Below are 26,516 nucleotides of genomic sequence, written 5' to 3' on the forward strand. Positions count from 1 at the left end.
GAGTTGAACCAGGTCACCTATCTGACGCTCGCGGTTGGAACAGGCAAATAAAAGGCTCCGCGGTGACAGCCGTAGCTACTTATCTTACGTTGAGACGACAGCTACTCGCCAGCCTGCCCGAGTATCTTCGCCACCTTGGCCCCGGCTGCCCGCCGTCTGTAGCGTGTCTCGAATTGTTGCCGTACCTCGTCTGTGGTGGCCTCGTCAATATTAAATTCTATATCGCTATATGAAACACCAGTCATCACGAGCGCCTCAGGACGAGCGGGGCCAATTCCCTCCGGTCCCGAAAGCGGCTCCGGTCCGAGCACCCGGTCGAGTGTGTCCAGGGCGCGCTCTCCGCGTGCGATTTCGGCGACGAGTGCAACCGCACGCCGGACGAACTGTCTGGGGAATCCGCCTGCACGGAAGCGCAGGACGAGAAACGAGTCCTCACGGTCGAGTTCGGCCTGGAGGGTTCGGGTCGTCCCAGTCTCGTCGAGCGTGAGGTTGTGGAAGTCGTGTTCGCCAGCGAGTCCGTTGAGCGTCTCGGCTGCGAGCTGTTCGTTCAGGTCGCCGGCATAGAGGAAGTACGTGTACTCCCGCGACTCGGCGTGGTGGGTGGCATGGAAGCCCTCCGGAGCGTCGGCACTCGCCCACGCCTGAATCGACTCGGGGAGTTCGCTGTTGAGCGCTCGGGGCGTGAGCCAGTCGGGTGCCTCGAAGGCGACGGTCTGTGCCAGCGCCGAGACGCCGGCGTCGGTCCGTCCGGCGGCGGCGTACCCTGGCGGCACCTCCCCGTCGGAGACACCGAGTGCACGCAAAGCAGCGATGAGCCGGTCCTCGACAGTATCGACATCGGGCTGGCGTTGGAAGCCGTGGTACGGCTGGCCATCGTAGGCGATGCGGTAAGCGCGCATGGACCTGTTTTTAGTCTGGGCTGTCCTTAGCGTGTCGGCTGACCGCGTACGCGGGAGAATACGCTGGCGTAAAAAATCTATATGCAGGCCCGACGACTTGCCGATATGCCCAAGCACGACGGACTCCGCGTCACGGCGTTGGTTTATATCGGAGCCGTTATTCTCTTTGGAGTTCCTGCCATGGTCGTGACGCTGGGAGTCCTCGCCGAGTTCGTCGACGCTGCGCTCGCTGCCACCGAAGTAAGCGAACTGCCGACAGCCGGGAGCGTCTTTCTCGTTGCGCTCTCAGTGTTAGCCGGCCTCCAGTTTGCTGTCGAGGTTGCTGCCCTCCAGTTGGGTGGTGTCGAAGCCCTCGGGCGGGGGTCTCCACGTGCCGCCCTCGCTCGGTACGTGTTTGTTTCTCTGTGCGTGCTCGTCGTACTGGCCGCTGCGACGTGGATAGGGGCTCAGGTAGCAGTTGCCAGGTTTGGGTGGCCAGAGTCTATCGCCGGCGGACTGTTGGGTTGTGCCGGCTTGGCCGTTCTCTACAGGAGCTCTGTGGCATTCATAACAGGGTTACGCGGGACAGAGGCCTGAACGGCGTCTCGACGTGTGTCATCTCCGTTCGGCACACACAGCAGCCGGCGGTTGCCACATCCCTTAGAGGAGCGACTCGCCGGTCATCTCCGCGGGCTTCGGTATCGAAAGGAGGTCCAGAACCGTCGGCGCGATATCTTCGAGCGCGCCGTCCCCCCTGGCCGTCCGGCCGCCGCCGTCGCCATCGGCAGAGACGTAGACGAAGGGGACAGGGTTGGTCGTGTGGGCAGTGTGTGGGTTTTCTGGCGTTCCCATGTCGTCGGCATTACCGTGGTCTGCGGTGACGAGTACGTCCGCACCGGCGGCCTGCATCGCCTCAACGAGTCGGGCGAGCTGTGTGTCGGCGGCCTCGACAGCGGCCACCGCGGCCTCGAAGTCGCCAGTGTGACCAACCATATCGGGGTTGGCGTAGTTCAACACGACCACGTCCGGGTCCTCGGCGTCGATTACCTCTGTCGCGCGGTCGGTCACGTCGGGGGCGCTCATCTCGGGTCGTTCGTCGTAGGTCGGCACGTCCGGGCTCGGGACGATTTCGCGGCGCTCTCCCTCGAACTCGATTTCGCGGCCGCCGTTGAAGAAGTAGGTGACGTGGGCGTATTTCTCGGTCTCTGCGATACGGAGCTGTGTCCGGCCGGCCTCGGCGAGCACCTGGCCGAGGGTCTGGTCTGGCTGAACTGCCGGGAACGCGACGGGCACGTCGAAGTCGCTGTCGTACTCGGTCATCGTCACCAGCCGGCAGTCGGGCGGGTTCGTCTCGGCGGGCCACTCGGGGTCGATATCCGCGAGCATGCGCGTGAGCTGGCGGGCGCGGTCGGACCGGAAATTGACGAAGACGACGCCGTCGCCGTCCCGAAGTGCAGGGCCGCCCTCGACGAGGGTCGGCTCGACGAACTCGTCGGTCACGTCTCGGTCGTAGGAGGATTCGACGGCAGCGACCACCGACGGCGCGGTGTGAGCGGCCTCGCGGTCGACGATGGCGTCGTAAGCGCGTTTCGTCCGCTCCCAGTTCTCGTCGCGGTCCATCGCGTAGTACCGCCCACAGACCGTCGCGACCCCGCCAGTCCCGGCATCGTCGGCGTGTTCGGAGAGCGATCGGAGATACTCCCGTCCCCCCGTCGGCGAGGTGTCGCGGCCGTCGGTAATCGCATGGGTGACCGCTTCGACGCCTCGCACTGCGGCAAGGTCAATGAGTGCGTGCAGATGTGACTGGTAGGAGTGGACGCCGCCGTCGCTGACCAGGCCGATGAGATGCAGACGGCCGTCGTGTTCTTGGGCGTACTTGATTACGGAATCGATGGCGTCGTTGTCGGCGAGAGGTGGGTCAGTCGGGTTCTCGAAGGCGCTCGCCTCGCCGCGCCAGCGTGCGATGGCGTCGGTGATGCGTGCCGACTCCTGGGTGACGACGCGGCCAGCGCCGATGTTGAGGTGACCCACTTCGCTGTTGCCCATCTGTCCGTCCGGGAGGCCGACGCGGCGGCCGTGTGTCGTGAGCGTGGTGCTAGCTCCGCGCTCGCGGAGGCCGTCGACCGTTGGCGTCTCGGCGGCGGCGACCGCATCACGGGCGTCGCTGTCCGGGTTCAGTCCCCAGCCGTCGAGGACGACAACTCCGAGATCCATACCCGACGGTTACCCGCCTGGACTACCAGTCTTTCGAGTCACCCGTCGACGGACGCGGCGTCGGACCGCTGCGCCGACGAGCGCGACAACGACCGTCCCGAGAATCCCAGACAGCGTCAAAAACGCCGCCGCCCAGCCGAACGTATCCGCCAGCAGGCCGACGCCGACCGACCCCGAGGCTCCGAAGACCATGTAGGTGGTCCGGACGAGGCCGAACCCGAGCCCCTCCTCTTCGGCGCTCATGTTGTCGAGGAACTTCGGGAGCATCGTCGCACCCCAGCTCATCGCGACCCCCACGAGCGCCGTCGCCGCGACGATGCTGACCAATCCCGGGCCGAGGACGTACAGCCCGAAGCCAGCGACGCCAGCGAGCGAGCAGACGACCATTGCGGCGTCGCGCCCGATGCGGTCCGAGAGCCACCCCATTCCCGGTTGGCCGATTCCCTGGACGACAAAGTAGCCAGAGAAGACCGCGCCGGCAGCAGGTTCGGAGTAGCCGCGATGTTCGACAAGGAAGGTCGGGAGGAAGGAAGCGGTCCCCTGCCAAACGAACGCGCCGAGCACCGAGACGACCATCGTCCCCGCAATTGCCGGCCGAGAGAGCAACTCGAACAGCGCAGCCGGCTCGATGCGAGACCGAATCGCCACCTCGGGGCGGCGCGGCTCGACAGTCTCGATACCGCGGGCGACCAGCAGCGTCGCCGGGACAGCCGCAACCGCTCCCAGCGCAATCGCGTACCGCCAGCCAAGCAGCGAGCCGGTGTAGGCCGCGGCGACGGGGGCGACGAGTCCGGCAATCGGCGCACCGGCGCTGTGGACGCCGATTGCAGTCCCGGTGTTTGAGAACAGCCGGGAGAGAAGCGTCGTGGCGACGCTGTAGTGCAGTCCCGCAACGCCACCGAGAACGACCGTCAGGAGAATGAAAACCGGGAATACTGGTGCGAGTGCGAGCGCGACGCTTGCGAGTGCTGTTCCACCGACAGCGACGAGAATAACCGCTCGTTCACCGACACGGTCGCCGAACAGGCCACTCGGGAACTGCGAGAGGGCGTAGGCGACCCACATTCCAGAGAGTGCGAGGCCGATTGCGGCGTTCGAGACGGCAAACTCTTCGGCAATCGACGGGACGACCGGGCTGATGACGAGCCGCCCCATCATCGTCGCAAAGAAGGCGAGCGTACAGGCCGCGAGCGTCGTTCTGTTTGCAGACCAGCGTAGCACTATGTCGGCGTGAGTCGTGCTCTCACAAAGGGTTCTCGGTCCCATCGCATTCCTGACAACGAAAGTGAAACCAGTATCCGGACGGTTATTCGTCAAGCCGGTGTCAACTCAGATATGAGCCAGCGCTACTGTCGGAACTGCGACACAGAGGGAGAGGCTGGCGACCAGTTCTGCTCGGCGAGTCTCGCCGTCCCGAAGTGGGGTTTATGCCTGTCGACGCCAACAACGAGACGATGACGCAAATCGGTATCGTCGGCGCTGGCGCTGGTGGGGCCGCGGCGACGTTCGTTCTTGACGAGGCGCTCCCCGATGCTGACGTGACAGTGCTCGAAAAGTCCGGCGGACTCTGTGGCCGCGCGGCCACCCGCCGTCACGAGGAGGTGACCTACGACTACGGCGCGAACTACGTCAAAGACGACGACGAGCGCGTCGTCGAATTGCTGACCGAACAGCTCGATTCCGACGGCCTCGTCGACATCCCCGAGCCAATCTACACCTTCGACGAGGAGGGAGTCGTCGCGCCCGGCCGTGAAGCGGACGACCGAAAGTGGACATACCGCCAGGGACTCACGCAGATAGCCAAGCGGCTGTTCGGCCGGACGGAGGCAACCGTACACCGACGCACCCGTGTCGAATCCCTCCGACGCGAGGACGGAACCTGGAGCGCAGTCGACACTGACGGAACCGAGTGGGGACCGTTCGACGTGCTGGTGATGAATCCCCCCGCGCCACAGACTGCCGCCCTGCTTCAGGGAGCCGACTGGGAGTCACCAGTCAAGGAACCGCTTGTCGAGGCCGTCGGCTCCGTCGAATACCGCAGTATCTGGACGGCCGTCCTCGGCTACGAGTTCGAACTCGACGTACCGTACTACGGCCTCGTCAACCCCGGCAAAGACCACGAAGTCGGCTGGATTTCTCGCGAGGAGTGCAAGCCCGGCCACGTGCCAGACGGCGAGTCACTGCTGGTCGTCCAGGCGAGCGGGCCGTGGTCGAGTGCGCACTACGACGACGACCCCGCGGAGAACGTCGCTGCACTTGCCGACCACGCGGCCGACATCATCGACGACGGCCGGCTCAGGTCCCCAGCCTGGAGCGACCACCAGGGCTGGCGGTACGCGCTCCCGGAGGAGGGTGTCGAGACCGGACCACTGGATTCGGCCGAGCAAGAGGGGTTGTACTGTCTGGGCGACTGGGTCACTGGCGAGGCACGCGTCCACGCGGCGCTCGCGAACGGTCTCGACGTCGGCGAGCGTATCGTCAACTCGGCGTAGCTACTCCTCGTCGCGGACGACAGTTACCGTCACGGGCGAGCGCCGGACGATTGCTTCAGCGGAGTTGCCGAGGAAGATACGACTGGCTCCTTCACGGCCGTGGTTGCCGACGATGATGTGGTCGATATCGTGTTCCTCGGCGTAGTCGACGACCTCGTGGGCCGGGTCGCCGACTGTCACCTCGGTCGTGTACTCAACGTCCGCGTCGGCCAAGAGGTCGGTTACCTCGTCGATAAAGTCTTCCTCGACTTCCTCGCGCTGGTCTTTCAGCGCCTTCTGAATCATGTTGACGGTCGCATCGAGCGAGCCGCTTGCGGCCTCAACAGTGTGCAGGAGGACCAACTCCTCGTCGGGGTGTTCACGGACTGCGTATTCGACTGCGGCCTGTGCCGGGTCCGAGCCGTCGTAGGCGATGAGGACGGTCATACGTCGTCTTCGACGCCGGGGGTAGTAAACGCCACCGGTCGGGTCGGCTACGGACGGTTCTCGTGGGCACGCTCGACGGCCTCAGACAGCGCCCCTCTCGTGTCGGCATAGAAGAGATGGGAGTCACAGCCACAGTCCGAACAGCCGAAATCGGGTATCGGCTCTCCGTCGATGGCTTCAGCGATAGCACACTCGGCGTCGACGCCAGCCGTCCGGACAACCGACGCCAGCGTTGCATCCTCGTGACCGAGCAGGTAATCGATATGCCAGTGGCGCACGTCGCGCTCACCCGCGGCGAGTTCCCGGTGGCGGTCGACGCGGCTGAATCCCCCGCTCCCGAGCGCGCTGCCGACGTAGGCGTACCAGCCCGCCGCGAAATCGTGGTCTCCGAGCGCACCGACCTCGATTGTCGCAGGCTCTGTTAGCTCCACGAGCAGCGTGTACGTCCCTCCAGTGGCCATGTCCGGCCGTACCGGTCGGGCCGGTATCAGGCTTTCAGTCTCCGTCGACTGCGGCGACGACGGTGTCGACTGCCTCTGTAGGGGAGTCCACGTAGTCGATGCCGTCGACTCCCTCGATTCGTGGTGCGTCGAGTGCCGCCACGGGACGACCGTAATCGAGCGCCAGCGCAAGCTCCGAGAGCGTGCCAGTGTTGCCCTCGATGGCAATCGTCGCGTCGCCGTTCAGGACGACCAGCGCGTTCCGGGCGTTTCCCATCCCCGTCGCGATTGCCGTTTCGACGTGGGGGTTGGCCGCGGCGCGGTCCTCCCCGGGCAGGATGCCGATAGTGTGCCCGCCCACATCGCGAGCGCCCTGACAGACCGCCGCCATGACCCCAGAGCGGCCGCCACAGACGACCTCGTGGCCGCAGTCGCCGAGCAATCTGCCGACCGCTCTGGCGCGGTCGTACCCCTCTTCCGAGACGGTCGAACCGCCGATGACACTAATTCGCATGTCGGCTCTTCGACCACCGGCAATACCAGTCTTTGCCACGGCCGGAACCGTTGCCAGCGTTGAGAATGTGGCCGCAGTATTAATACGCGTACCCGACCAACAGCCAGCAGGCAAGCTTTCCGTACCCGTATGAACCCCGATATTCGCGTCGTCGCGGCGTTTGCACTCGCCCTGACAGCAGTCCTCGTCCTCCTCGCCGGAGCTGCGCCGGCCCTCGCCGACAGCGATGCCAACTTCACGGCCACGATGAACACGAGCGACGCTAATTTCACGGTCACGATGAACACGAGCGACGCTGTCGATGGCGGCGGCGACCTCGCCGTCGACGTGACCGTCACGAACGAGGGTAACACGAGCGACGAGAGTCAGACGATCGCCCTCACGAACAGCAGCGGCGTCACACAGGACTCGGTAACTGTCTCGCCCGACCCCGGGGACTCGAGGACTGTGACGCTGACATGGGAGGATGTTCCCGTCCCCGAGGCGAGTCCGGCACCGGATTACGAGCGGACAATTTCGCCGACCGTCCAGAGCGACAACGACGCCGACTCGACTGTCGTCACGGTCCGGTGGTCGTATTTCGAAATCGACAGTATCGAGCCGACGACCAAGACCATCGTCGACGGCAACGCGTTCAATCTCAGCACGACAGTCCGGAACGTCGGCACGCTCGACGGAACAGAAAACGTCCGGCTGCTGGTCGACGGCACCGAGTACCGCAACAAAAGCGTCGCCATCCCTGCCGAAGGGTCGACAGAGGTCTCCTTTTCCGACATCGAGCCGAGCCAGGGGCCGGGAACGTACAATTACACGGTCGAGACACCAGACGAGACGGTCAACGGGACGCTCACCGTCCTAGAGAACGCCCAGTTCACCGTCACCTCGCTCGATGCCGTCCACCGCGACGGCACGGTGACCGTCGACGCGACGGTCCGGAACGACGAGTCGATTGCGGCAGAACAGCCGGTCGTCTTCGAGATCGACGGCAGTGAAATCGAGAGCCAGAACGTCTCCCTCGCCCCGGGTGAGACGGCCGACCTAACGGTTACCTACGACCCTGAATCGCTCCCGCTAGTGGCGAACGTGTCGACCGAACTCGACTCGGAGTCGATTCGGGTTGGGACGGTCAACATCACCTCGATGGAAGGGAGCTACGCCGACGGCACCGTCACCGTCACGACGGTCATCGAAAATCAGGACCCCGCCGGCACCGACCAGACGGTCGCCTTCGAGGTCGACGGCGAGCAAATCGAGACACAGGAAGTGTTTCTGTCGCCGAACGGGCAAGCGGAGTTGACGTTCACCCACAGTCCCGAGTCGCTCCCGGTCAACGTGACGGCACTGACCGATATCGACGCGGCATCGGTCAGCGTACCAGACGCGACGCTGGAAGCCGGCCCCAGCGTTGAGGGTGTCTCGCCCGACCGCCTCGATATCGACGACAGCGTGAACGTCACCTACACTGCCGCAGGAGTGAATCTGAAGGAGGCGCGCCTCCGGGTCACCGGTCCGGGCGGGGCGACCGTCCTCGATACGGCAGTCAACCCCGGCGAGAATCAGGAGTACACCGTCGACCAGAGCGCGCTGGCGACCTACAAGGAAGGCCAGTACGATGTGACACTTTGGGTCGAAGACGAGTTCGGCGGCACCGACACCGATACGCTCGAAGATGCCTTCGAGGCGACCGCAGTCATTGAGGCGGGACCGGCAATCGACCAGGTCGCTCCCGAATCCGTCGCCATCGACGAGACACTGTACATCGATTACACCGCAGCCGGCACCAACATCCAGGACGTGCGTCTCCAGTTCATCGGGCCAAACGGCGACACCGTGTTCGACAAGACAGTTACACAGGGTACCAACAAGCGGATAGAAGTCGACCCGAGCGAAATCGACGCAATCCAGGGCGGCCCACACACAGTGAGACTCCGGATGACCGACATGTTCGGAAACGTCGAGACGGTGACGAGGACGGATGCCTTCGAGGTTGGAACCGAGTACGACCCCGAGAACGCCAACTTCGAATCGACCGACAGCTCGGTTGACCAGGGCGATTACGAGGGGGTTGCGGGCGATTTTGTCACCGTCAGCGTCTCGTTGAATGAACTCGAGGAGGCATTTATTCTCGTTGGCGGCGACCGGTCTGTCGACGGCGAACAGACATCTGCGCCGTTCGATATTCTCCACGTCAGTGGGTCGGCGACGTTTACAATCAACACACGACTCGTCGGCACCGACCGGCCGTCGGATGATGTCTATATCTCTACCGACGGGGGCGTGACCAGTTACGCCCACGACCTCGGAGCAGACACGGAGCCGCCAGAATCCTCCGTGTTCGGAGACCTAGCGTTCCAAAACGAGGACCGCGAGCAGATTGCGACGACATTGTCGGAGTACCGAGAAGCAGTCGGGGCTGGGACCCAGGCTCGTCCCCTCCAGCCTGGCAGCGAGATTAGTATGGTAATCGGTGGTGGAGACTCGCTGGTCGTCACAGAGGAAGGATTTCCGGACGCCCGGTACCCGCTCGACAGAGGGACAATCACGCTGACACAGCCCTCAGTCGAGAATGTGACGACCTATCGTCTCCCGCCGGGGAACGCCGACGAGGAGTCTGTCGACTACGAATCCGGCAGCGCACAGGAACTACAGCCAAGTGGTATGGAAGCACTTGCAGGCAGCGGAGTCGAAGGTGAAACAATCACGGACGGCGACCGCCTACTCATCGAGGTTGAGGCGACTGGCATGTACGGAGCCTTGCTCGATGTGCTGGGTACCGACCGGTTCGATTCAGCCGGTGAGCTCATCGAGCCCGGGGAGTTCAAGCAGTTGCTCGACCGGCAAGAAGGGATACAGCTGGAACTCGTCGACCAGAGTCCAGAGAAAAACACGCTGAACGCATCGGTGGACCTGTTCGATTCGTCCCTGAACGACGTGAGTGTCGGTCTCGTTCCCGGCTACGATACTCCGTCGGAGATGGACCGGTTCTATGTGCTTGTCGACACCCGTGAGCTGAAGCCGTTTGACCCGCAGCCAGAAGGGGGCGACCGCTACGAGGTCCAGATGACGTACGTTCGCCCGCCAAGCGAGCGATACACGTTCAGAAACGTCGAGGCGGGGACGCTCCCAGATCCGTTCCAGCCGGCCTACCAGGAGGATGGAGCAGACTACTACCCGTATCTCCGACCTGGCGGGCCGAACATGACCCAGACCTCGACGTTCGGGGTCGAGGAGCGATTTCTCGAATACGACCGGACAACACAGGACGGACGAGTCGTCGTCCCCAATGCCACCGCGACTATCTCCGGAGAGACGAACATACTTGCCGGCAGCAATCAGCCAGTGAACATCATTATCGACATCCAAGAGCAGTCGACGACCGTCGAGATCTCGGATGTCGATATCGACAGCGACGGGTCGTTCTCTGTCCAGACCGACCTGTCCGGACTGGATGCAGGAGCGGATGTCTCTATCGAGTTCTGGGCGTACCAACAGAAGATTGACGAACGAGCGCTGGCTGTCGTCGACCGGGAGAACGCCGGCGGTGACTTCCAGGTTCAGAGTCTGACTGCCGACTCTGTTGTGACCGCAAACGGGACCGTCGCTCAGATGTCCGCAACCGTTGCTAACACTGGCATCCTCACAGACACGAAGACCGTCGAGTTGCTGATTGATGGCGAGGTCGTCGTAAACAGGTCGCTGACACTCGACCCTGGGAGAGTCGAGCGCCTGCACTTCAGGGACGCGATGAGCGACCTCGACCCCGGCGAGTACACCCTCGAAGTGCGAACGCCAGACAATATTGAAGGACGAATCCTCGTCGTCAAATCCGCAGAGACGACGTTTGAGGTAAGCGACATCAGCGCAACCCCGGTGATACAGGACGGCCAGGCAGGTCTCGACTTCGAGACGACGGTCCGCAACACTGGAACGATTAACGGCACCGAGACCGTCGAACTACTCCGTGACGGCGAAGTTATCGGCGAGCGGTCTCCCTCCCTCCTCGTCGGCGAAGACGTAACATACACTTTCGCCGACGAACTCGCCGGGCTCGGTCCCGGAAACTACACGCTGACGGTGCGTACCCCCGACGACGAACGGACCGTCGAAGTGACCATCGAAGAGCCCGTGGCAGTCTTCGAGATACGGAGCGTCAACGCGACTGCAACAGTTAAGCGAGGGGGGACAATCAGCCCCACCGCCGTCCTCAACAACACAGGAACGGCCACCGGCGAGAAGCCAGTCACGCTCTCAGTTGACGGTGAGAAAATTGACAACGTCACCAGGTCTCTGTCGCCGGATGACAACGTGACAGTGACCTTCGCCGAGACGGTAATCGACACCGAGCCGGGCACCTACACCCTTCGCATCGAAACGCCAGACGACGCGATGACCCGAGAGCTGGTCGTCGAAGCCAGCGAGGAAAACGAGAGCCAGGAGACTGACGATAGTTCTGATGCACCCAACGAGACTGACGAACAGCCCGATGGCGGAGACGAGGACGACAGCGAGAACGAAGACGGGAGCGGTCCGGCTGTCTTCGCTGTCGGCTCCCGACGGACTGCGCTTGTCGGCGGTACCGCGGTCGTCGCAGGCATCCACGTCCTCGGGTACTGGGTTTGAGTCAAGTTATCATCTGATTTCGGATACGAGTTAGACTCTGGCAATCCATGACACTTGTTACCAAATGACCGTTACATTGATACCTTGTACCACCGTAGTAGAGGTGTGTTATACAATGTCAATGGGAGCATATGACGACGAGGAGCACGAACGTCGCGAGCGCATGAGCAGTGAAGTGGATGCCAGCTTCGACGACGAGCGCAACGAGTACCGTGGTAGTGTCGAGTACGAGGGCGGCGAGTCCACAGAGCAGCTCCTCGACCAGTTCAAAGAGATGCAATCCGAGTAGTGGTGTCTCATTCTCCGGGCCGACGCGTCGGCCAGTCACGACAGTTTCCCCAGCTTCAAGTGGAGTATGTTGGAATAGGGAGACATGCCGACAGTAAGCGTCCGGATCGGCGACGAGGAGAAGGCGGAGCTGGACGAGGTTGCCTCGCTACTCGAACAGGACAGAAGCACGACTATGCGCCGGGCCCTTCGTGAAGGCCTCGAGACCCTCCGTACCAGACATGCCGTCGAGCGCTACCAGAGCGACGATATCTCGGTCAACCAGGCCGCTCGACTAGCCGGAGTCTCAATCGCCGAGTGGCTTGAAATCGCCGGCGAGCGTGGGCTGACCACGCAACTCGACGAGACGGACCTTTCCTTCGACGCCGAGCGCGCCCGGGAGCTGTGACCATGCGTGTCTACGTCGACGCGACCCCGCTGTACGACCTCGGACAGATCGGCGACCTCGGCCTTCTGGGGGTCGTCGAGGGCGACCTCTCGATTCCACAGGCTGTCGTCGACCAGATTACGGTCGAGCCAGCCGCGACGAACCTGGAGCGGTTTCTAACCGAACACGCGGTCGATACCGACCCCGCGCCGGCGGAGTATCTCGACGACGCCGCCCGACTGCTCGACGCAGGCGAGCGGACGAGTGACGTCCACCTGGTCGCGGGGCTGTTGGCGTCCCGGGACCGCGGTGAGGCGTTCGCCCTCGTCTCTGACGACCGTCGGCTCCGTGCGGTCGCGGACGGACTCGGCGCGACGGTCACCGGTACGTTCGGCGTCGTCGTTTGTGCGTCACTGGGTGACAAATACTTCCCGGCGAGTCAAGCAAAACGAGTGCTTCGGCGGACCGACCACCACGGCATCCAGATGACCGGCCGCCTGCGCGAACGGGCGATTGGCGAGGTTGACTGATAGTGATTAGTGCGGTAATTTTCAGACCGGTTTTGGTGAACCGCTCGCTTCACGGTCCGATACAGGAGAGAAGCGAAGGCATGGCGGTAAAGACTCGCAAAAATCACTATGAGAGTTCTCTGTCGAAACGTTATGACAGGCTCTTCCGCATCTCTACGACATCCCCCTCGACGCCGTCGCTGAACTCGAGAGTGTGCCTGGTAACGCGGTTGTAGTCCTGGGCCTCGTAGAATGTAACAGCGTTGAGTGAGGCCCATAGCCCGAGCGAGTTGACACCCGCCTCGCGAGCATACCGTTCGAGTTCGGCATAGATGCGTGAGCCAACTCCTTCTCGGGTGGCATCGGGAGAGACGTACACGGCCGTAATCTCGCCGTCGACATCACACTCGAAGTAGTCGTCGGCATCAGGCTTCGTCCATCCGAAACCCACGAGACTGTCCCCGCGTTCGGCGACGACAAAGTACGTCTGCGGAGAGTCGATAGGGTACCCGTCGGGGTCACGCTCGTGTGCCCACGCGTCGACCTGAGCGTCGGTGTAGGCGCTACCAGCGAGTCCTTCGATGGAAGCGAGGTGAAGGTCTCGGATTGCGCTGCCATCGGCGGTGACGGCCTCCCGTATCGAGAGGGTCATGTGTGGGGGTGTCGATGTGTGTCAGAGGGGCAGCCGCTGCCTGTCCTGCGAGACTCACGGCCGTCGTCTCGCTGGCTCTCACCGTCTTCGTCTACGGACTCAGCCGTTGCCTGTCTCGCGGGAAGAGAACGGCCTCGCGGATGTTGTCGAGTCCGAGCATCGTCATCACGAGTCGCTCGCCGCCCAGGCCCCAGCCGGCGTGGGGAGGCATCCCGTAGCGGAACATCTTCGTGTAGTACTCGAAGGCATCGGGGTCGAGTCCCTGCTGTTCGAAGCCGTCGACGAGGTGGTCGTAGCGGTGTTCACGCTGGCCACCCGAGACCAGCTCCATCGAGGGATGCATCAGGTCGAAGCCGGTCGAGAGTTGGCCGTCGTCTTTGTCCTTGATGTAGAACGGTTTGATTTCGCTTGGCCACTCGGTGATGAAGTAGTGCTGACCCATCTCCTTGCCGAGCGCGTGCTCGCCCTCGGTTGGCAGGTCGTCACCCCAGACGAGCTGTTCGTCGAGTTCGCCCGTCGCGTTGATGCGCTCGATGGCCTCCTCGTAGCTCAGGCGCGGGAAGGCCTCGTCGGGGACCTCGAAGGTCTCGGCGAGGCCGAGCGCATCCAGCTGGTCGGCGCAGTTCTCGGCGACGCCCTCGTAGGCCGCCCGGACGACCGTCTCGCAGGCGTCCATCGCGTCGGACTCGTCGAAGAAGGCCGACTCGAAGTCGATAGACGTCGCCTCGTTGAGGTGTCGCGGCGTGTTGTGTTCCTCGGCGCGGAAGATGGGGCCGATTTCGAAGACCCGCTCCAGCCCGGAGCCGACCATCAGCTGTTTGAACAGCTGTGGGCTCTGGTTCATGAAGGCCTCCTCTCCGAAGTAGGTGATTGGGAATAGCTCGGTACCGCCCTCGGTGCCCGTGGCGACGATTTTCGGCGTGTTGATCTCCGTACAGCCGAGGCCGCGGAACGCCTCTCGGACCGAGCGCAACAGCTCGGCACGAATCTCGAAGATTGCCTTGACCTCGTCTTTACGAAGGTCGAGCGTGCGGTTGTCCAGTCGCGTCGGGAGTTCGGCGTCGACCTTTCCGGAGGGATCGAGCGGCAGTTCGGGGTCGGCCTCGGCGACGACCTCGACAGAGTCGGGGACGATTTCGACACCCGTCGGGGCACGTTCTTCCTCCTCGACTGCGCCAGCGACCCTGATGACGCTCTCGCGGTGGACACCCAGCCCCGTTTCGACGAGGTCGTCGTCCATCTCGTCTTTCTCGAATTTGATCTGGATTTTCCCGGTCGTGTCCCGGAGGATGAGGAATGCGATGCCACCGAGGTCTCGAATCTCGTGGACCCACCCGGCGACGGTCGCCTCGTCGCCCGGCTCGGCGTCTGCCGTGTACGTGCGTTCGTCCATGCACGTCTCTTTCCGTCGCCCTCACTTAAACGCAGTCTTTCGGAGTGTCACGTCCACCGCGACAGTCGTCATCCGTCGCTTGGGTCTGGTCGCGCGTACGTATACCGACGGAACAGGAAGCCGATTGGAAGTGGTGCCAGAAGCGCTGTTAGCAGGTATCGTTCGCGTGCGACAGTGTATCCGATGAGCACCGTTGCCAGAAGAATACCGACATGCACGTAGAGCCACGCCCACCGCTGGAGAGAGTCCCAGTCGCCGTAGATGTACTCATAAAAGATGTCTTCGATAATTAAGGGCATCCGTATTGTATCGATGGTTGGTCAGCTGGTGAGTTGTGCCTGCCAGTCACGGAAGTTCTCGGCGGTGACGCCCTGAATCTGTGCGGCGAGTTCGTCGGGATCGACATCGGTCAGCTCCGCCGGCGAGTCGACGCCCGCATCGGCGAGTTTCTCCGCAGTCGCCGGGCCGACGCCGTCCAGGTCTTCGAGGTCGTCGATTGTCTGTCGGGCCTGGTACTCCTGGTAGTTACAGACCGGACAGCCCAGTTCCCAGGGCTCGTCGTCGCCGTCGTGAACGAGAATTTCAGGCAAGTCGTGCTCCTCACAGTGCTCGTCGGTTACCTCGATGTCGCCCCGCCGTGGGAGTGGCAGCGAGTACTCACAGTCCGGATACCGGGTACAGCCCGCCAGCCGCGAGCCTGACCGGAGTTGCTTGATCGCGAGGTCGCCGCCCGCTTCGGCGGCAGAGCCGCCGTCGCCTTGTTGCTCCTCCGGAACAACGCCCTCCCCACATTTGGGACAGGGGCCCAGCACGCGGTCCTCGCTTTCGTCGGCCTCGTCGGCGGCACACCGGGGACAGCCGTGGACAAACGTATCCCGGCCGGCGAGCATCTTCACGTGGTGGGTTTCGTGTTCCTCGCATTTCTCGTCGAGGACGAGCGGTTCGCCCGTGCTCGGCAGCGGGAGCGTGAACCGACAGTCCGGGAAGCCGTCACAGCCGACGAAATACGACCCCTGGCGGCTGCGCCGGACCAGCAGTTCGTCGTCACACTCGGGACATGGCCCCAGGCGGCGGTCGGCCTTGAGCGACTCCTGGAGGTGGTCGCCAATCTCTTCCTGTGACTCGCGCAGCTCCGCGAACACCCGCCGGAGCATCTCTCGTGACTCCTCGGTTACCTCCTCGTAGGTCGCTTCGCCGTCGGCGATTGCTGTCATGTCGTGTTCGAGCTGGGCGGTCATCTCCTCGCTGACGACCAAATCGGCGAACGCTTCGGCGGCGTCGACGACGGCCTCGGCCAGCTTCGTCGGCCGGGGCGGGTCGTCCTCGATGTAGCCGCGGTCGTAGAGCTTCTCGATGATGTGGTGGCGAGTGGCTTTCGTCCCGATACCCATCTTCTCCATCTGCTCGATGAGCCGCGACTGGCCGTAGCGGCGGGGCGGCTGGGTCTCTTTCTCTTCGAGGTCGACCGCCTCGATTGCCAGTGTCTCCCCTTCCTCGACGTCGGGGACTGCGTTCTCGCTGGCGCTACTGTAGGGATAGACCGCGTGATACCCCTCCTCGACGAGCCGCTTGCCGTTTGCCTTGAGCCGGTGGCCTGCTGTCTCGGCGACGACTCGGAGGCGTTCCCACGTCGCGGCCTCGGCCACAGTCGCGAAGAACCGCCGGACGATGAGTTCGTAGATGTTCCACTCGTCCTCACCGAGGTCACCCCAAGCCGGCAACTCGCCGGTAGGGTGAATCGGCGGGTGGTCCGTGGTCTCCTCGTCGCCTTCGGTCGGTTCGATTTCCTCCAGCGCGAGCAGTGATTCCGCGTCCTCGCCGAAGTCGTCGGTTCCGACGAATGAATCCAGCAGCGCCTCGGGGTCGAGGTCCTCCGGATAGACCGTGTTATCAGTCCGAGGATAGGTGACGTAACCCTCGGTGTAGAGGTCCTCGGCAATCGACATCGCCCGCTGCGCGGAGTAGCCAAGCGAGCCAGCGGCGCTGATAAAGGCAGTCGTATTGAACGGTTCGGGCGGGGAATCGGTCCGGGTTCGACGGGAAACACTGGTGACAGTCGCAGTGCTGGCCGCGTCGATATCCTTGTGGACGCCCGTCGCGACGTCTTCCGCCCAGACGCGCTCGGCCTCGCTGCCGTCATCGTCGTAGAAGTACTGTGCCTCGAAGGAGTCGCCGTCTTTGGCGAGGTCGGCGAACAGTTCCCAGTAGGTCTCGGGGTCGAAGGCTTCAATCTCGCGCTCGCGGTCGACGATGAGCTTCAGCGTCGGCGACTGCACCCGCCCGACGGAGATGAAATCGTTGCCCAGCTGTCGGGCAGACAGCGACAGAAACCGGGTGAGTGCGGCCCCCCAGATGAGGTCGATGACCTGCCGGGCCTCACCGGCGGCCGCCAGCTCGAAATCCAGGTCGTCCGGGTTCTCGAAGGCCTCTCGGACCTCGCGGTCGGTAATCGAGGAGAATCGAACGCGCTCGATGGGGCCGTCGAACTCCTCGCGGACGAGTTCGTACGCCTCCTTGCCGATAAGCTCGCCCTCGCGGTCGTAGTCTGTTGCGATGATGGCTTCATCGGCGTCGGCGGCCAACTCCGACAGCGTGCGGACGATGTTCTCCTGAGTCGGCTCGGTGACCACCTCGGCGTCGATGAGTTCGACGGGCTCGACGTCCCGCCAGTTCTCGTACTCTGGTGGGAAATCCAGCCCGACAACGTGACCGGAGAGACCGACCACACGGGTCCCACCCCAGCGGTAGACGTTCACGCCGTTTCGCCTGTCGGCGTCGGCACTCCCCTCGCTCAGGATGTCGGCGATTCGGCGCGCGGCGTTCTCTTTTTCAGTGATAATGAGTCTCACGGAGACCACCTCGTTATCGGTGTTAGGCCGGGTTCCCTTCTAAAAGCTTTCGAGAAACCGACCAGACCCACCGTCGACACCTCCATTGAATGTCGATAGAATGGCATGTAATAGTACATTTATGTGTCTCCTGGGTCAAAGACTCTGTACGATTCCCCGCATAGGCCGGTGGTACGATAGATGGAAGACAACGATCAGGCACGTTCGGAGTACACCGATTCACACCTCGACGGCGAAACGCTCGAACAGCTACACCGAGCGGCGACCACTCTCTACGCGGCCGACAGTATCGAGGAGAGTGCTCGGCAGACGGTGTCCGCAGCAATCGAGATTCTGGGATTCGAAGGGTGTCTCATCGCCAGAGCCGACAGCGACATGTTCAGGACGGTCGCTATCGAGGGGGCAGGTGACCCCGAGGCCAGTGAGCTAACACTCGGTATCGGAGAGGGAATCGTCGGCGCTGCGTTTGCCGCCGACCACTCCCGTATCGACAACGACATTTCTGAGGTACCGGAGACGACACCAAGTAGACGGCGCATCGAGAGTGCACTCACCGTTCCCATCGGCGACTGGGGCGTGTTCCAAGCAGTCGGGTACGAAACCGATGCCTTCGAGGAGGGAGACCGCAGGCTCGTCGAATTGCTCGTCGCGCCGCTGGCGACGACAATTGACCGGATTCAACGCGAGACGACCCTCGAACACCGAACCGCCGAGCTTCAGCGCCAGAACAGCCAGATAGAGGCCATTCACACCGTCTCGACGGCGATGAAGCTCACGACGGAGAAAGACGACATCTACGACCTGTTCGTCGAGACCGTCGAACAAGTGCTCGATATCGCTATCTGTACACTCGACGAGCGCGTGGGTGACGTGCTGAAGACACGGGCTGTCGGCTCGGATATGAACCTCGAGGACTTCTATACGGAGACGCCGCTGAACCAAACCGACAGTCTCGCCGTCGAGTCATACGACGCGGGTGAGACAGTCGTCGTCGGCGACCTAGAGCAGACGGCGTACCGGGCGGCCAGCTCCGACTATCAGTCGGTCATCAGCGTTCCGCTCGGGCGGTGGGGCATCTTCCAGGCAGCGACCCAGGAGCGAAACGCCTTCGACGGCACCGAACGCCAGATCATCGAGTTACTCGCCGACTCAGCTGAAGCCGCAATTGAGCGCATCGAGCGCCAGAAGGAGCTAGAGCGACGTGCGCACAAGCTCGAGGCACAGAACGAGCGCCTCGACCAGTTCGCCAGCCGGCTGAGCCACGAGATGCGGAACCCGCTGAGTGTGCTCGAAGCACGCCTCTCGCTGGCCAGGGAGACGGGTGACAAGGAGCATTTCGAGCACATGGAGCGCTCGATTCAGCGGATGAGCCGCCTTATCGACGACACGCTCGCGCTGGCACGCGACGGCGGCGCAGGCGTGATGGTCGAACCCGTCCGGCTCGACCGCCTGACCACCGAGTGCTGGCAGCACATCCGGACGCCGAACACCGGACTCGTCGTCAACACGACGGCGACAGTCCGTGCAGACACAGACCGGCTCCACCAGCTTCTCTCGAATCTCCTGCGTAACGCTGTCGAACACACTGGGAACGGTGTCATCGTCACCGTCGGTGACTTCGCCGGTGGCTTTTATGTTGAGGACGACGGGCCAGGTATCCCGCCGAGCGACCGCGAAGCTGTTCTCACGAGCGGGACAACCGACCTCGCACACGGGACCGGCCTCGGTCTCGCGGTGGTCAAATCCGTCGTCGAGGACCACGGTTGGTCGCTCCGGGTCACAGAAAGTAAAGACGGCGGCGCACGGTTCGAAATTCGTGATGTTGCCCTCGAGTGATTACGTCTCGAACAGTCCGGCGACGTCGTCCTCGCGCTGTGCCCGCTTTTGGACGTGTTCTGTGAGACGCTGAGCGATGATGGCGCGCTGTGACGGCGCTCTGGTGAAATCGAACAGGAGTGTCACAAACGGGCTGGCTGTCTGTCCGTCTTCGAGGTCCGCCCGCCCGAACGCGGCCGCTCGCTCGAGGACTGTCTCGTCGTAGCCGTACTCTTCGGCCAGCACCTCGGCAGCGACCGCCGTCGACTCGTAATCGAGGTCGTCGGGCGTGAGAGCGGTGCCGTCGACGGTCAGCGCGGGCGGGTCCCCGCGTTCGACGAGTTCGGGGTCTGTGGCGAGTCTCGCGAGGTACCCACTGGCGGCCTCGACATCGAGGCCGCGATACGTCGCCGGGAGCGTGGTGAAGTACTCACGCGCGCTGTCGGCAACGCCGGTCGCCCCGCTCCAGTTGCGGTCGCGGGCGTGGTAGACGGCCGCGGTGAACTGGATGAGTCCGTGCAGGAACTGCTCGTCGTCGGTCCCTTCTTCGAGAGCGAGCCAGTGGTCCTCCCAAGCGTCGTGGGCTGCGTGGTACTCGCCAGCATTGTAGACGGCGACCCCGGCGTGAAGATGTGAGTCCATGGCTTCGTTTCGAGCGCCAGCGTGTAAATCTCTGTGACAACTTACTCCTCAAGTCCGTCGATAAGCGCTTCGAGTGTCTCGACGTGGTCCTCGAACAACCGCTCGCCCTCTTCGGTGAGTTCGTATGTCGTCTGTGGCTTGCGGTCGACGAACTCCTTTTCGACCAGGACAGCCTCCTCGTCCTCCATCGTCTGGAGGTGACTCGACAGATTCCCCTCGGTGACGTCGAGTGCGTCGGCAACTTCGGTAAACGACGAGCGACCGTGACGGTAGAGGTACGCAAAGATTTGCAGCCGCGTCGACTGGTGGACAAGCTTGTCAAACTCCATGCTTACCTGAGAGCAAGATAGGCGACGAGAGCGTGAATCGCGTAGGCGATACCGAAGGCCGCGTACCCCCACGTCTCCAGCACGTCGACGTTCGGCATCACCGCCGCGAGCACCAGCATCCACGCCCCGCCGATGTAGAAGGCCCACCGGTCGCGACGGCGGATATAGTACGCCCGCAACGCCTCGCCGACGACGAGATAGCCAACACCGACGAGCCCGACGATGAGACTGAACAGGAGAATCTGACCGGCCTCGTCGCTGAGGGTATCGAGTGTGGGGCCGAGCGCGAACAAGAAAACCCCGTACAGCGCGAACACCGACAGCCAGAGCACGCCGATTCTGGGCTTCGCCTCGGGGGTGGTCCCCTCGCTGTCGCGCACGTCCCACCACTGATAGAGCCACGCCGCGCCGAGCGGAACCCACCACGCGACGGCGTGAAGTGACCCCGACAGCCCGCGAAGCGCGATAAACTGGGACGCACTCGCGGCGAGAAAGACCGCCACGCCGAAGACGAGCCAGAGCTGGAACTGGGCGGGATACCGCTCCTGCAGTCCCATGGCGTCTTTGATCTGGGCGACCTCCTCCCGGAGCAGTTCGGGGTCGATTTCGGTGTCCTCGCTCATCGTGTTCCTCTGAGATGGACGTAGTAGTTGAACATATCGGTGTACGTCGGCTCCCGGACCTGGACGGTCGTCCCCTCGCCGCCGGCGAGCGCGTCAGGGTCGGCTCCCTCTCGCAGGAACCCACGACGGTGGATCTCGCCCTCGAACAGTTCACCCTCCCGGACTGCGTCGGCGATGTCGGCAGGCCCCTCGGCCAACACCACAGGTGGCACATCCGCCAGCAGCTCCGCCGGCGAGCCGACGGCTGTGACACCATCCTCGGTGACGACAGCAATGGTATCCGCGAGGTCGGCATCGCCGGGGAGGTGACTGGAGATGAGAATCGTTTCGCCAGCCTCGCGGCGCTCGGCCAGCAGCGAGTGGAGCTGCTCGACAGTGGTCATATCCAGCGCCGCGGTCGGCTCATCGAGCAGGTACAACGGCACGTCGGCACTCAACGAGACCGCGAGTTCGAGCTTGCGTTTCATTCCACCCGAGTAGTCGCCGACCTCCATCTCCAGCGCCTCAGTCTCGAAATCGAGTGTCTCCAGAATATCCGCCACGTCGTCCGTCGAGTGAGGGTGGAGGTCACGGAAGAAGGCGACGTTCTCGCGGCCGGTCAGCTCGTCGACGAGCATTGCATCTTGGAGCATGAAACTCAACGACTCGGCCGCGGCGTCGGGCGAGTTACCGAAGACGGTAACCTCGCCGTCGTCGGGGTAGAGGCCGCCTGCGATACACGACAGCAGGATAGTCTTCCCCACGCCGTTTGGCCCCATGAGGAGCGTAATCTCGCCCTCGGGCACGTCGAGGTCGACGCCGGCGAGGACATCGCCGTTACCGAAGTCCTTTCGGAGTTCTCGCACGCTAACAGCCGGTGTCGTCACGGTCACTCACCCCCCTCACCGCTGTAGACGGCGCTGTCCATGAGATAGGCAGCGGCGACACCGAAGGCGAGCGCCCACGCCGCGAGCAACGCGACGAATGCGACACTGACAGGCAGTTCCGGCGGCGTGAGTCCAGCCTCTTTGAGGCCTGCGGGTGTCGTCGCAGGAATATCGGTCAGGTGCCAGGTCTGGAGGCGCGTCGCAAGCGAGTTCGGCGCGACGTTGACGAGCCACTGGCTCTGTTCGGGGAGCAGACTCGGCGTCGTCCCGTTGTAGCCCGTGAGGAAGAAACTCACCAGCAGAATCGCGTTTGTGATACCGACGACGAGTTCGGAGTCCTCGACCAGCCGGGTCACCAGCACCGCGACGGAGACGCCAACCAGCGAGAACAGGAGAAAGGTCCCGGCGACGACCGGAATTGACCCTGGCCCTTGGAGGCTGTAGGCCGCACCGTCGAGCAGGCCGACGAGCAGCACTAACACGTACGCGACGGCCGCGACCGCGACGCCCGCGAGATACCGACCCGCGAAATCCGCGCTCGGGGCGACCGGAAGCGACCGCAGCTTCCGGTATCGCTTTGCTGTTAGGTCGGCGCTGAGTCCACCCGCGAAAGCGACGAGCGTCACCGTGAGGACGCCAAAGAGCCCGAGCGAGACCGCCGTCGACCCCTTGACGTCCGCGAGCGTCGCCGTGCCGCCGATATCTTCAGCGTCTGGAAGGAAGATCAGACTCGACAGGAAATACCAGAACGCCGGAAAGCCGAACCCCCAGATGATCGTCGCCTTCGTCCGCAACATCGACCGGAGGTTCCGGAGCGCGAACGCCTTCGTCTGTGTCAGCCAGCGCCCAATCCCCGAGCTGGCGGTGAGCGTTGCTGTGTCTGTTTGTCCGTGTTCCGAGTTCGATGTCATCGTTCTGTAGTTCGAATCTGTATTTGCACCATCATATAATTTGCCGTCGAGAATACACAGTGTTACAAAGTACTTTTTTTTGCAAAGTACTGGCGTAATCGAGGGAATGTGGATACCCGCGTCCGGTTGCGCTGGTGAGGGGGCTATCTGGTTGGTGATATCATTAGTTAGCGTGCAAGATGTGGGGCGCGTATCTCGCACGGGACTAGTGACCCCATTAGAACAGTGCGGTATGACCGAAACACAAAATCTAAATGCGAGTGTCCCTGTAGTTAAAGATAGAGTCTTTGAGAAAAGACTAATTCCTTAGGTCTCCCGCCGGAGACCTTGACACTGTACGCCTAGTAGTGGCTACACCACTCACAAGATTAACTCAGTCGGAATGTTGTCAGTCAAGTATTCCATTGCATCGGACCGATTTAGAACTTGAGCTGAATATTTAGTATTCAGCTCCTCATAGTCAGTTAGCGAGTCTTTTGACCCATCTAGGCAGATTATTAAGTCATCACCTGATAGATGGTGACGATCATTTGACTCTTCGAATAACTTTACACAACCAGAGTTCTGTTGTGCGTAGAGACACCCATATTTGAATAAATCTAATGTTTTTAGTCTGTCTTTGGACATCGCACCACCCGTATAGAAGTGAACCGTCGGGTCTGGTCTGAGAAGATCTGTTCTGACATTCTCTGTTTTGTGTGGTACGATTTTGTCTAAATCATCTTCATGAACACTTTCAGTCTCAACATACGCGGGAGTATCATCCTGAATGTAGTCTTGAATTTCTTCTCTTTGTAAAGGATAGACTTCTTGCTTCAAGAGTCCGGTGACAAGGTCGGCCATAGATAGAGCTGGATAGGTCACATCGCCGTATGGTATTGCGTCAAATGAGTCGCAGTAGTCACCCACTTCTTCATAAGCCCGACAAACATGCCCTGAGAAGTCGTCAGTCAGGACATCAGTATATGCTGAGCCACTACCGGTGTATCGATTGAGATATTTCCATATGGAGATAACATCATAATATTGAAATAATATATTTTCTACAAATTCATACGATATTTCTCTTCGGAAGGTGTCATCTACCTCTTCGTACAACTCTACCCAAAACGGCTGAAAGTATGTTTCTGTCACGTATAGCGTATCCAAAGAGTCTACAGACAAGAGATTAAGTACAATATCTCGCCTCGCCTTCTCTTGTTTCCAGAGAGGAACATATCTATTTATATATTTATCTTTAATAATTGGAGTGGGTGTTTTGATCTCGTATTCGTCAATTTTGTCCTCTATTATGTCAAAATAGGACTGATTAAACTCATCTTGATCCTCGATAGCAATCGCTACCGAAATAGCACTAAACCCATGAGGGTGTTGGTCGTGAAATTCATTTTTAGTCGCATCGGCGGCGATGACTCCTTGTGGGCACATATCTCGTCATCAAGTCCAACTGAAATAATATTTTGGACGTTTGGAGTCTGTCGTGTTCAGATACGGAACGGTGGAGAGTACGAGGGAGAAAGCCCTCGACGCTTTCGACTCCCGCGACTCGCTGTGCGCTTCGGCCGCAAACGGCCTGCAGTGCTTGCGTCGTCGGGGTTCGTCGAGAGCGTCTCGCCCTTTCAGTCCACCAGGATTTGCCGTACTGGTCGGCGAAAACAGACTGTTTGTCTGATGCCTATCTGAACATCGTCTTTAGAGGTCAGAAGAAAGTCTACGAGGGGACTCAGATGACTGCGTATTGGAATCTAACTCTTCTAACAACGGGAGCGATACTCCGAGTAATGATGGGTTCCGTAGTATAAAAATAGACACAGGCATCATGCTGAATTGATTCGCTGTATCTTGCAGCCGTATACCTGCTGTATAGATCTCGCTGCCTCGTTGCGTTCGAGAACGCTCCGACGGACTGTCTGTTCACCATAGTCTGGATAGCTAGAAGGACAATGACAGAGAGTCCAGATAGCTAGCATAGACCCTCAGGAAGGAGGAATTCATTGATTCACGTACGATGACGACGCGATACGAAAAGCAGGGGGACGAAGGGGTAGAATACATCTACAACACCACCGACGAGACCGTGACGCTGGTCGCAGACCGCGAGACCGACGGCACGGTGCCCCCAACCGAATGGATTACGGAAGCACAAGGAGAAAGCCCCGCCCTTCAGGGCGGGGATGAATCCGACAAACGATGACGCAGACCGCCGTCGATAGCATGGTCTGATATTCCAACAGATGCTTAAATCATCCAATCTAATTACAAATGTAATGGTCACGGTGACTGTCACCGCGAAGTTCCACAACCCATCCCTCGCACGACGGAAGGAGTGGCAACACGCCACTCGCCTCTACCGTGACACCAAGCAATTCTGCATCAATGGGTGGGAGAATGGTGACTTCGGCAAATCCGTGACCACGGCCAGCATTGACAACGACCTCTACTCGGCCATTCAGAACCAAGCCATTCGAGAGGCGAAAGCCGACCACAACAAGGATGGGGAGGTTCGCTACCGAGAGAGCCAACCGTTCGCCATCAACAACCAGAACTGGGAACTCGACACGACCGAGAATGGCACGGTCGTCGTCGGCTTTCCGTGCGTCTCCCAGTGGTGGTACACTCCAATAGAGGTGTACGACGACATAGCCGACCCTGTAGACCGATTGGTTGAGGGAGACGCAGACAAGACCCGTCTACAGGTCTATCGTCGTGGTGACGACTGGTTCTGTACGTTCAATGTCGAATACGATACCGACACATCGGGTGAGACGCCTGTCGGTGTCGATATTGGTGAACGGCACATTCTCGCTGCGACGGCCTACGGTGAAGGCGAGTCGATGCTGGTGTCTGGTGGTGAGGCGAAGTACGTTCGGCGCAAATATCGTTCCCTACGTGATTCGCTTTCGGAAGCGGGTGCGCTTCGCGCACGTAACCATGTGGGTGACAAAGAACAGCGTCGAATCACAGACCTGAACCACAAACTCTCCCGTCGCCTCATCACGTTCGCGGAACAGTTCGAGAATCCCGTCATTCGGATGGAAGACCTCGAAGACATCCGTGAGAACAGCTCGTGGTCGGGCGTCCACTCGTGGCACTTCCACCAACTCCAACAGTTCATCACGTACAAAGCCGAACGTGCTGGGATTCGCGTCGAGAAGGTCGATGCGTACCATACCAGTCAGCGGTGTTCGGCGTGTGGTTCGATGGGAACTCGTGATGGCGACCACTTCTCGTGTTCGGAGTGCGGTCGTGGACGCCATGCCGACCTGAACGCTTCAGAAGAAATTGCACAACGGGAGGGAGAACCATGCACGGCGTAACAGTTCGGCTGACGCGAACCGTGCTCCCTCGCTGGTTGAATAGCCAGCCGTCGTTGACGCCCGCTGTATGCGGGGAGGAAGGCCCCATTGACAGGGCTGTACGCGCTGGAAAGCACACCGTTGGTCACAATTCGGTGGCGACCGTCGACGTTCCACGCGAAAGCGTCCTTGAGAACCGAGGAAACGCGCAACCTGAATATCCCCTTCGGGGAATCCTCGCCCTTTAGATCGGGGAGGATGTCAAAGTCGCTACCGAGGACACGGTCGAGCTGTCGGCCTATCGATAACGTCCACCCTGGTCGGAGCCAGCGAGACGGTGAAATGATCACTGAACTGAACGTCACCGTTATAGCGGTTCAAGCCGAGAGCTA

General features: G+C 61.5%; 25 protein-coding genes. 9 read left to right on the forward strand and 16 right to left on the reverse strand.

Annotated elements, in window-relative coordinates:
- Positions 1-101 precede the first annotated feature (101 nt).
- Complete coding sequence (gene truA / locus OSC37_RS07380; protein ID WP_267163940.1) at positions 102-899, reverse strand: tRNA pseudouridine(38-40) synthase TruA; 798 nt, start codon at positions 897-899, stop codon at positions 102-104.
- Between the two features lie 105 nt (positions 900-1,004).
- Here truA and OSC37_RS07385 point away from each other — a divergent pair, with 105 nt between their 5' ends.
- The gene (locus OSC37_RS07385; protein WP_267163941.1) at positions 1,005-1,475 is read left to right on the forward strand and encodes a hypothetical protein; all 471 of its coding nucleotides are present in this window, start codon (positions 1,005-1,007) and stop codon (positions 1,473-1,475) included.
- Between the two features lie 63 nt (positions 1,476-1,538).
- Here OSC37_RS07385 and gpmI read toward each other — a convergent pair whose 3' ends face one another.
- On the reverse strand, positions 1,539-3,092 hold the full coding sequence (gene gpmI / locus OSC37_RS07390) for a 2,3-bisphosphoglycerate-independent phosphoglycerate mutase (RefSeq protein ID WP_267163942.1): 1,554 nt from the start codon (positions 3,090-3,092) through the stop codon (positions 1,539-1,541).
- Between the two features lie 9 nt (positions 3,093-3,101).
- Positions 3,102-4,358 carry an MFS transporter gene (locus OSC37_RS07395; protein WP_382184979.1) on the reverse strand — a complete coding sequence of 419 codons (1,257 nt, stop codon included), beginning with the start codon at positions 4,356-4,358 and terminating at the stop codon, positions 3,102-3,104.
- 188 nt (positions 4,359-4,546) lie between these two features.
- Here OSC37_RS07395 and OSC37_RS07400 point away from each other — a divergent pair, with 188 nt between their 5' ends.
- On the forward strand, positions 4,547-5,584 hold the full coding sequence (locus OSC37_RS07400; RefSeq protein WP_267164164.1) for an NAD(P)/FAD-dependent oxidoreductase: 1,038 nt from the start codon (positions 4,547-4,549) through the stop codon (positions 5,582-5,584).
- On the opposite strand, the gene OSC37_RS07405 is transcribed toward OSC37_RS07400, so the two are convergent.
- Genes OSC37_RS07405 through OSC37_RS07415 form a run of 3 tightly spaced genes read right to left on the reverse strand, consistent with a single transcriptional unit; the run spans position 5,585 to position 6,964 of the window.
- Positions 5,585-6,010 carry a universal stress protein gene (locus tag OSC37_RS07405; RefSeq protein ID WP_267163944.1) on the reverse strand — a complete coding sequence of 142 codons (426 nt, stop codon included), beginning with the start codon at positions 6,008-6,010 and terminating at the stop codon, positions 5,585-5,587. It lies immediately after the preceding gene.
- A gap of 47 nt (positions 6,011-6,057) precedes the next feature.
- Positions 6,058-6,471, reverse strand: coding sequence for a GIY-YIG nuclease family protein (locus OSC37_RS07410; RefSeq protein WP_267163945.1), 414 nt, complete (start codon positions 6,469-6,471; stop codon positions 6,058-6,060).
- A 34-nt stretch (positions 6,472-6,505) separates the two neighbouring features.
- Entirely contained in the window at positions 6,506-6,964 is a 459-nt protein-coding gene (locus OSC37_RS07415; RefSeq protein ID WP_267163946.1) for a TIGR00725 family protein, read from the reverse strand.
- Between the two features lie 129 nt (positions 6,965-7,093).
- Between OSC37_RS07415 and OSC37_RS07420 the strand changes: the two genes are divergently transcribed.
- From OSC37_RS07420 to OSC37_RS07435, 4 genes are all read left to right on the forward strand, one after another.
- The gene (locus OSC37_RS07420; RefSeq protein WP_267163947.1) at positions 7,094-11,584 is read left to right on the forward strand and encodes a COG1361 family protein; all 4,491 of its coding nucleotides are present in this window, start codon (positions 7,094-7,096) and stop codon (positions 11,582-11,584) included.
- A gap of 115 nt (positions 11,585-11,699) precedes the next feature.
- Positions 11,700-11,873: a DUF5786 family protein gene (locus tag OSC37_RS07425; protein WP_267163948.1), complete on the forward strand. Its 174-nt coding sequence runs from the start codon at positions 11,700-11,702 to the stop codon at positions 11,871-11,873.
- A gap of 84 nt (positions 11,874-11,957) precedes the next feature.
- Entirely contained in the window at positions 11,958-12,260 is a 303-nt protein-coding gene (locus tag OSC37_RS07430) for a UPF0175 family protein (protein WP_267163949.1), read from the forward strand.
- A 2-nt stretch (positions 12,261-12,262) separates the two neighbouring features.
- Complete coding sequence (locus tag OSC37_RS07435; protein ID WP_267163950.1) at positions 12,263-12,769, forward strand: PIN domain-containing protein; 507 nt, start codon at positions 12,263-12,265, stop codon at positions 12,767-12,769.
- A gap of 130 nt (positions 12,770-12,899) precedes the next feature.
- Here OSC37_RS07435 and OSC37_RS07440 read toward each other — a convergent pair whose 3' ends face one another.
- From OSC37_RS07440 to OSC37_RS07455, 4 genes are all read right to left on the reverse strand, one after another.
- Positions 12,900-13,400 carry a GNAT family N-acetyltransferase gene (locus OSC37_RS07440; RefSeq protein ID WP_267163951.1) on the reverse strand — a complete coding sequence of 167 codons (501 nt, stop codon included), beginning with the start codon at positions 13,398-13,400 and terminating at the stop codon, positions 12,900-12,902.
- 91 nt (positions 13,401-13,491) lie between these two features.
- Entirely contained in the window at positions 13,492-14,793 is a 1,302-nt protein-coding gene (aspS, locus tag OSC37_RS07445; protein ID WP_267163952.1) for an aspartate--tRNA(Asn) ligase, read from the reverse strand.
- A gap of 68 nt (positions 14,794-14,861) precedes the next feature.
- Positions 14,862-15,092, reverse strand: coding sequence for a hypothetical protein (locus OSC37_RS07450; RefSeq protein ID WP_267163953.1), 231 nt, complete (start codon positions 15,090-15,092; stop codon positions 14,862-14,864).
- A 21-nt stretch (positions 15,093-15,113) separates the two neighbouring features.
- Positions 15,114-17,642 carry a DNA topoisomerase I gene (locus OSC37_RS07455; protein ID WP_267163954.1) on the reverse strand — a complete coding sequence of 843 codons (2,529 nt, stop codon included), beginning with the start codon at positions 17,640-17,642 and terminating at the stop codon, positions 15,114-15,116.
- A gap of 180 nt (positions 17,643-17,822) precedes the next feature.
- Here OSC37_RS07455 and OSC37_RS07460 point away from each other — a divergent pair, with 180 nt between their 5' ends.
- Positions 17,823-19,478: a sensor histidine kinase gene (locus OSC37_RS07460; protein ID WP_267163955.1), complete on the forward strand. Its 1,656-nt coding sequence runs from the start codon at positions 17,823-17,825 to the stop codon at positions 19,476-19,478.
- On the opposite strand, the gene OSC37_RS07465 is transcribed toward OSC37_RS07460, so the two are convergent.
- From OSC37_RS07465 to OSC37_RS07490, 6 genes are all read right to left on the reverse strand, one after another.
- Positions 19,479-20,099 (reverse strand): DUF309 domain-containing protein, encoded by a 621-nt coding sequence (locus tag OSC37_RS07465; protein WP_267163956.1) that lies wholly within the window; start codon positions 20,097-20,099, stop codon positions 19,479-19,481. It abuts the gene before it with no gap.
- 41 nt (positions 20,100-20,140) lie between these two features.
- Positions 20,141-20,428 (reverse strand): transcriptional regulator, encoded by a 288-nt coding sequence (locus tag OSC37_RS07470; RefSeq protein WP_267163957.1) that lies wholly within the window; start codon positions 20,426-20,428, stop codon positions 20,141-20,143.
- Between the two features lie 2 nt (positions 20,429-20,430).
- Positions 20,431-21,051 carry a hypothetical protein gene (locus tag OSC37_RS07475; RefSeq protein WP_267163958.1) on the reverse strand — a complete coding sequence of 207 codons (621 nt, stop codon included), beginning with the start codon at positions 21,049-21,051 and terminating at the stop codon, positions 20,431-20,433.
- Positions 21,048-21,917 (reverse strand): ABC transporter ATP-binding protein, encoded by an 870-nt coding sequence (locus OSC37_RS07480; RefSeq protein WP_267163959.1) that lies wholly within the window; start codon positions 21,915-21,917, stop codon positions 21,048-21,050. The genes OSC37_RS07475 and OSC37_RS07480 overlap by 4 nt, the downstream gene beginning before the upstream one ends.
- 2 nt (positions 21,918-21,919) lie before the next feature.
- A complete protein-coding gene (locus OSC37_RS07485) occupies positions 21,920-22,828 on the reverse strand; it encodes an ABC transporter permease (protein ID WP_267163960.1) in 909 nt (302 codons plus the stop codon).
- 360 nt (positions 22,829-23,188) lie between these two features.
- Positions 23,189-24,256: a DUF8203 domain-containing protein gene (locus OSC37_RS07490; protein WP_267163961.1), complete on the reverse strand. Its 1,068-nt coding sequence runs from the start codon at positions 24,254-24,256 to the stop codon at positions 23,189-23,191.
- 580 nt (positions 24,257-24,836) lie between these two features.
- Here OSC37_RS07490 and OSC37_RS07495 point away from each other — a divergent pair.
- Together OSC37_RS07495 and OSC37_RS07500 are read left to right on the forward strand one after the other, a co-directional pair.
- Complete coding sequence (locus OSC37_RS07495; protein WP_267163962.1) at positions 24,837-25,022, forward strand: hypothetical protein; 186 nt, start codon at positions 24,837-24,839, stop codon at positions 25,020-25,022.
- A 73-nt stretch (positions 25,023-25,095) separates the two neighbouring features.
- Positions 25,096-26,145: an RNA-guided endonuclease TnpB family protein gene (locus OSC37_RS07500; protein WP_267163963.1), complete on the forward strand. Its 1,050-nt coding sequence runs from the start codon at positions 25,096-25,098 to the stop codon at positions 26,143-26,145.
- Positions 26,146-26,516 lie beyond the last annotated feature (371 nt).

The organism is Halovenus salina (assembly GCF_026410925.1).
Classification (GTDB): domain Archaea; phylum Halobacteriota; class Halobacteria; order Halobacteriales; family Haloarculaceae; genus Halovenus; species Halovenus salina.

Coding starts and splice junctions, on each gene's coding strand:
- OSC37_RS07425 (WP_267163948.1), top strand. CDS start 11,700: ATGTCAATGGGAGCATATGACGACGAGGAGCACGAACGTCGCGAGCGC.
- OSC37_RS07385 (WP_267163941.1), top strand. CDS start 1,005: ATGCCCAAGCACGACGGACTCCGCGTCACGGCGTTGGTTTATATCGGA.
- OSC37_RS07405 (WP_267163944.1), bottom strand. CDS start 6,010: ATGACCGTCCTCATCGCCTACGACGGCTCGGACCCGGCACAGGCCGCA.
- OSC37_RS07485 (WP_267163960.1), bottom strand. CDS start 22,828: ATGACATCGAACTCGGAACACGGACAAACAGACACAGCAACGCTCACC.
- OSC37_RS07500 (WP_267163963.1), top strand. CDS start 25,096: ATGGTCACGGTGACTGTCACCGCGAAGTTCCACAACCCATCCCTCGCA.
- OSC37_RS07450 (WP_267163953.1), bottom strand. CDS start 15,092: ATGCCCTTAATTATCGAAGACATCTTTTATGAGTACATCTACGGCGAC.
- OSC37_RS07400 (WP_267164164.1), top strand. CDS start 4,547: ATGACGCAAATCGGTATCGTCGGCGCTGGCGCTGGTGGGGCCGCGGCG.
- OSC37_RS07410 (WP_267163945.1), bottom strand. CDS start 6,471: ATGGCCACTGGAGGGACGTACACGCTGCTCGTGGAGCTAACAGAGCCT.
- OSC37_RS07465 (WP_267163956.1), bottom strand. CDS start 20,099: ATGGACTCACATCTTCACGCCGGGGTCGCCGTCTACAATGCTGGCGAG.
- gpmI (WP_267163942.1), bottom strand. CDS start 3,092: ATGGATCTCGGAGTTGTCGTCCTCGACGGCTGGGGACTGAACCCGGAC.
- OSC37_RS07420 (WP_267163947.1), top strand. CDS start 7,094: ATGAACCCCGATATTCGCGTCGTCGCGGCGTTTGCACTCGCCCTGACA.
- OSC37_RS07475 (WP_267163958.1), bottom strand. CDS start 21,051: ATGAGCGAGGACACCGAAATCGACCCCGAACTGCTCCGGGAGGAGGTC.
- aspS (WP_267163952.1), bottom strand. CDS start 14,793: ATGGACGAACGCACGTACACGGCAGACGCCGAGCCGGGCGACGAGGCG.
- OSC37_RS07430 (WP_267163949.1), top strand. CDS start 11,958: ATGCCGACAGTAAGCGTCCGGATCGGCGACGAGGAGAAGGCGGAGCTG.
- OSC37_RS07415 (WP_267163946.1), bottom strand. CDS start 6,964: ATGCGAATTAGTGTCATCGGCGGTTCGACCGTCTCGGAAGAGGGGTAC.
- OSC37_RS07490 (WP_267163961.1), bottom strand. CDS start 24,256: ATGTGCCCACAAGGAGTCATCGCCGCCGATGCGACTAAAAATGAATTT.
- OSC37_RS07395 (WP_382184979.1), bottom strand. CDS start 4,358: ATGGGACCGAGAACCCTTTGTGAGAGCACGACTCACGCCGACATAGTG.
- OSC37_RS07460 (WP_267163955.1), top strand. CDS start 17,823: ATGGAAGACAACGATCAGGCACGTTCGGAGTACACCGATTCACACCTC.
- OSC37_RS07435 (WP_267163950.1), top strand. CDS start 12,263: ATGCGTGTCTACGTCGACGCGACCCCGCTGTACGACCTCGGACAGATC.
- OSC37_RS07495 (WP_267163962.1), top strand. CDS start 24,837: ATGACGACGCGATACGAAAAGCAGGGGGACGAAGGGGTAGAATACATC.
- OSC37_RS07470 (WP_267163957.1), bottom strand. CDS start 20,428: ATGGAGTTTGACAAGCTTGTCCACCAGTCGACGCGGCTGCAAATCTTT.
- OSC37_RS07440 (WP_267163951.1), bottom strand. CDS start 13,400: ATGACCCTCTCGATACGGGAGGCCGTCACCGCCGATGGCAGCGCAATC.
- truA (WP_267163940.1), bottom strand. CDS start 899: ATGCGCGCTTACCGCATCGCCTACGATGGCCAGCCGTACCACGGCTTC.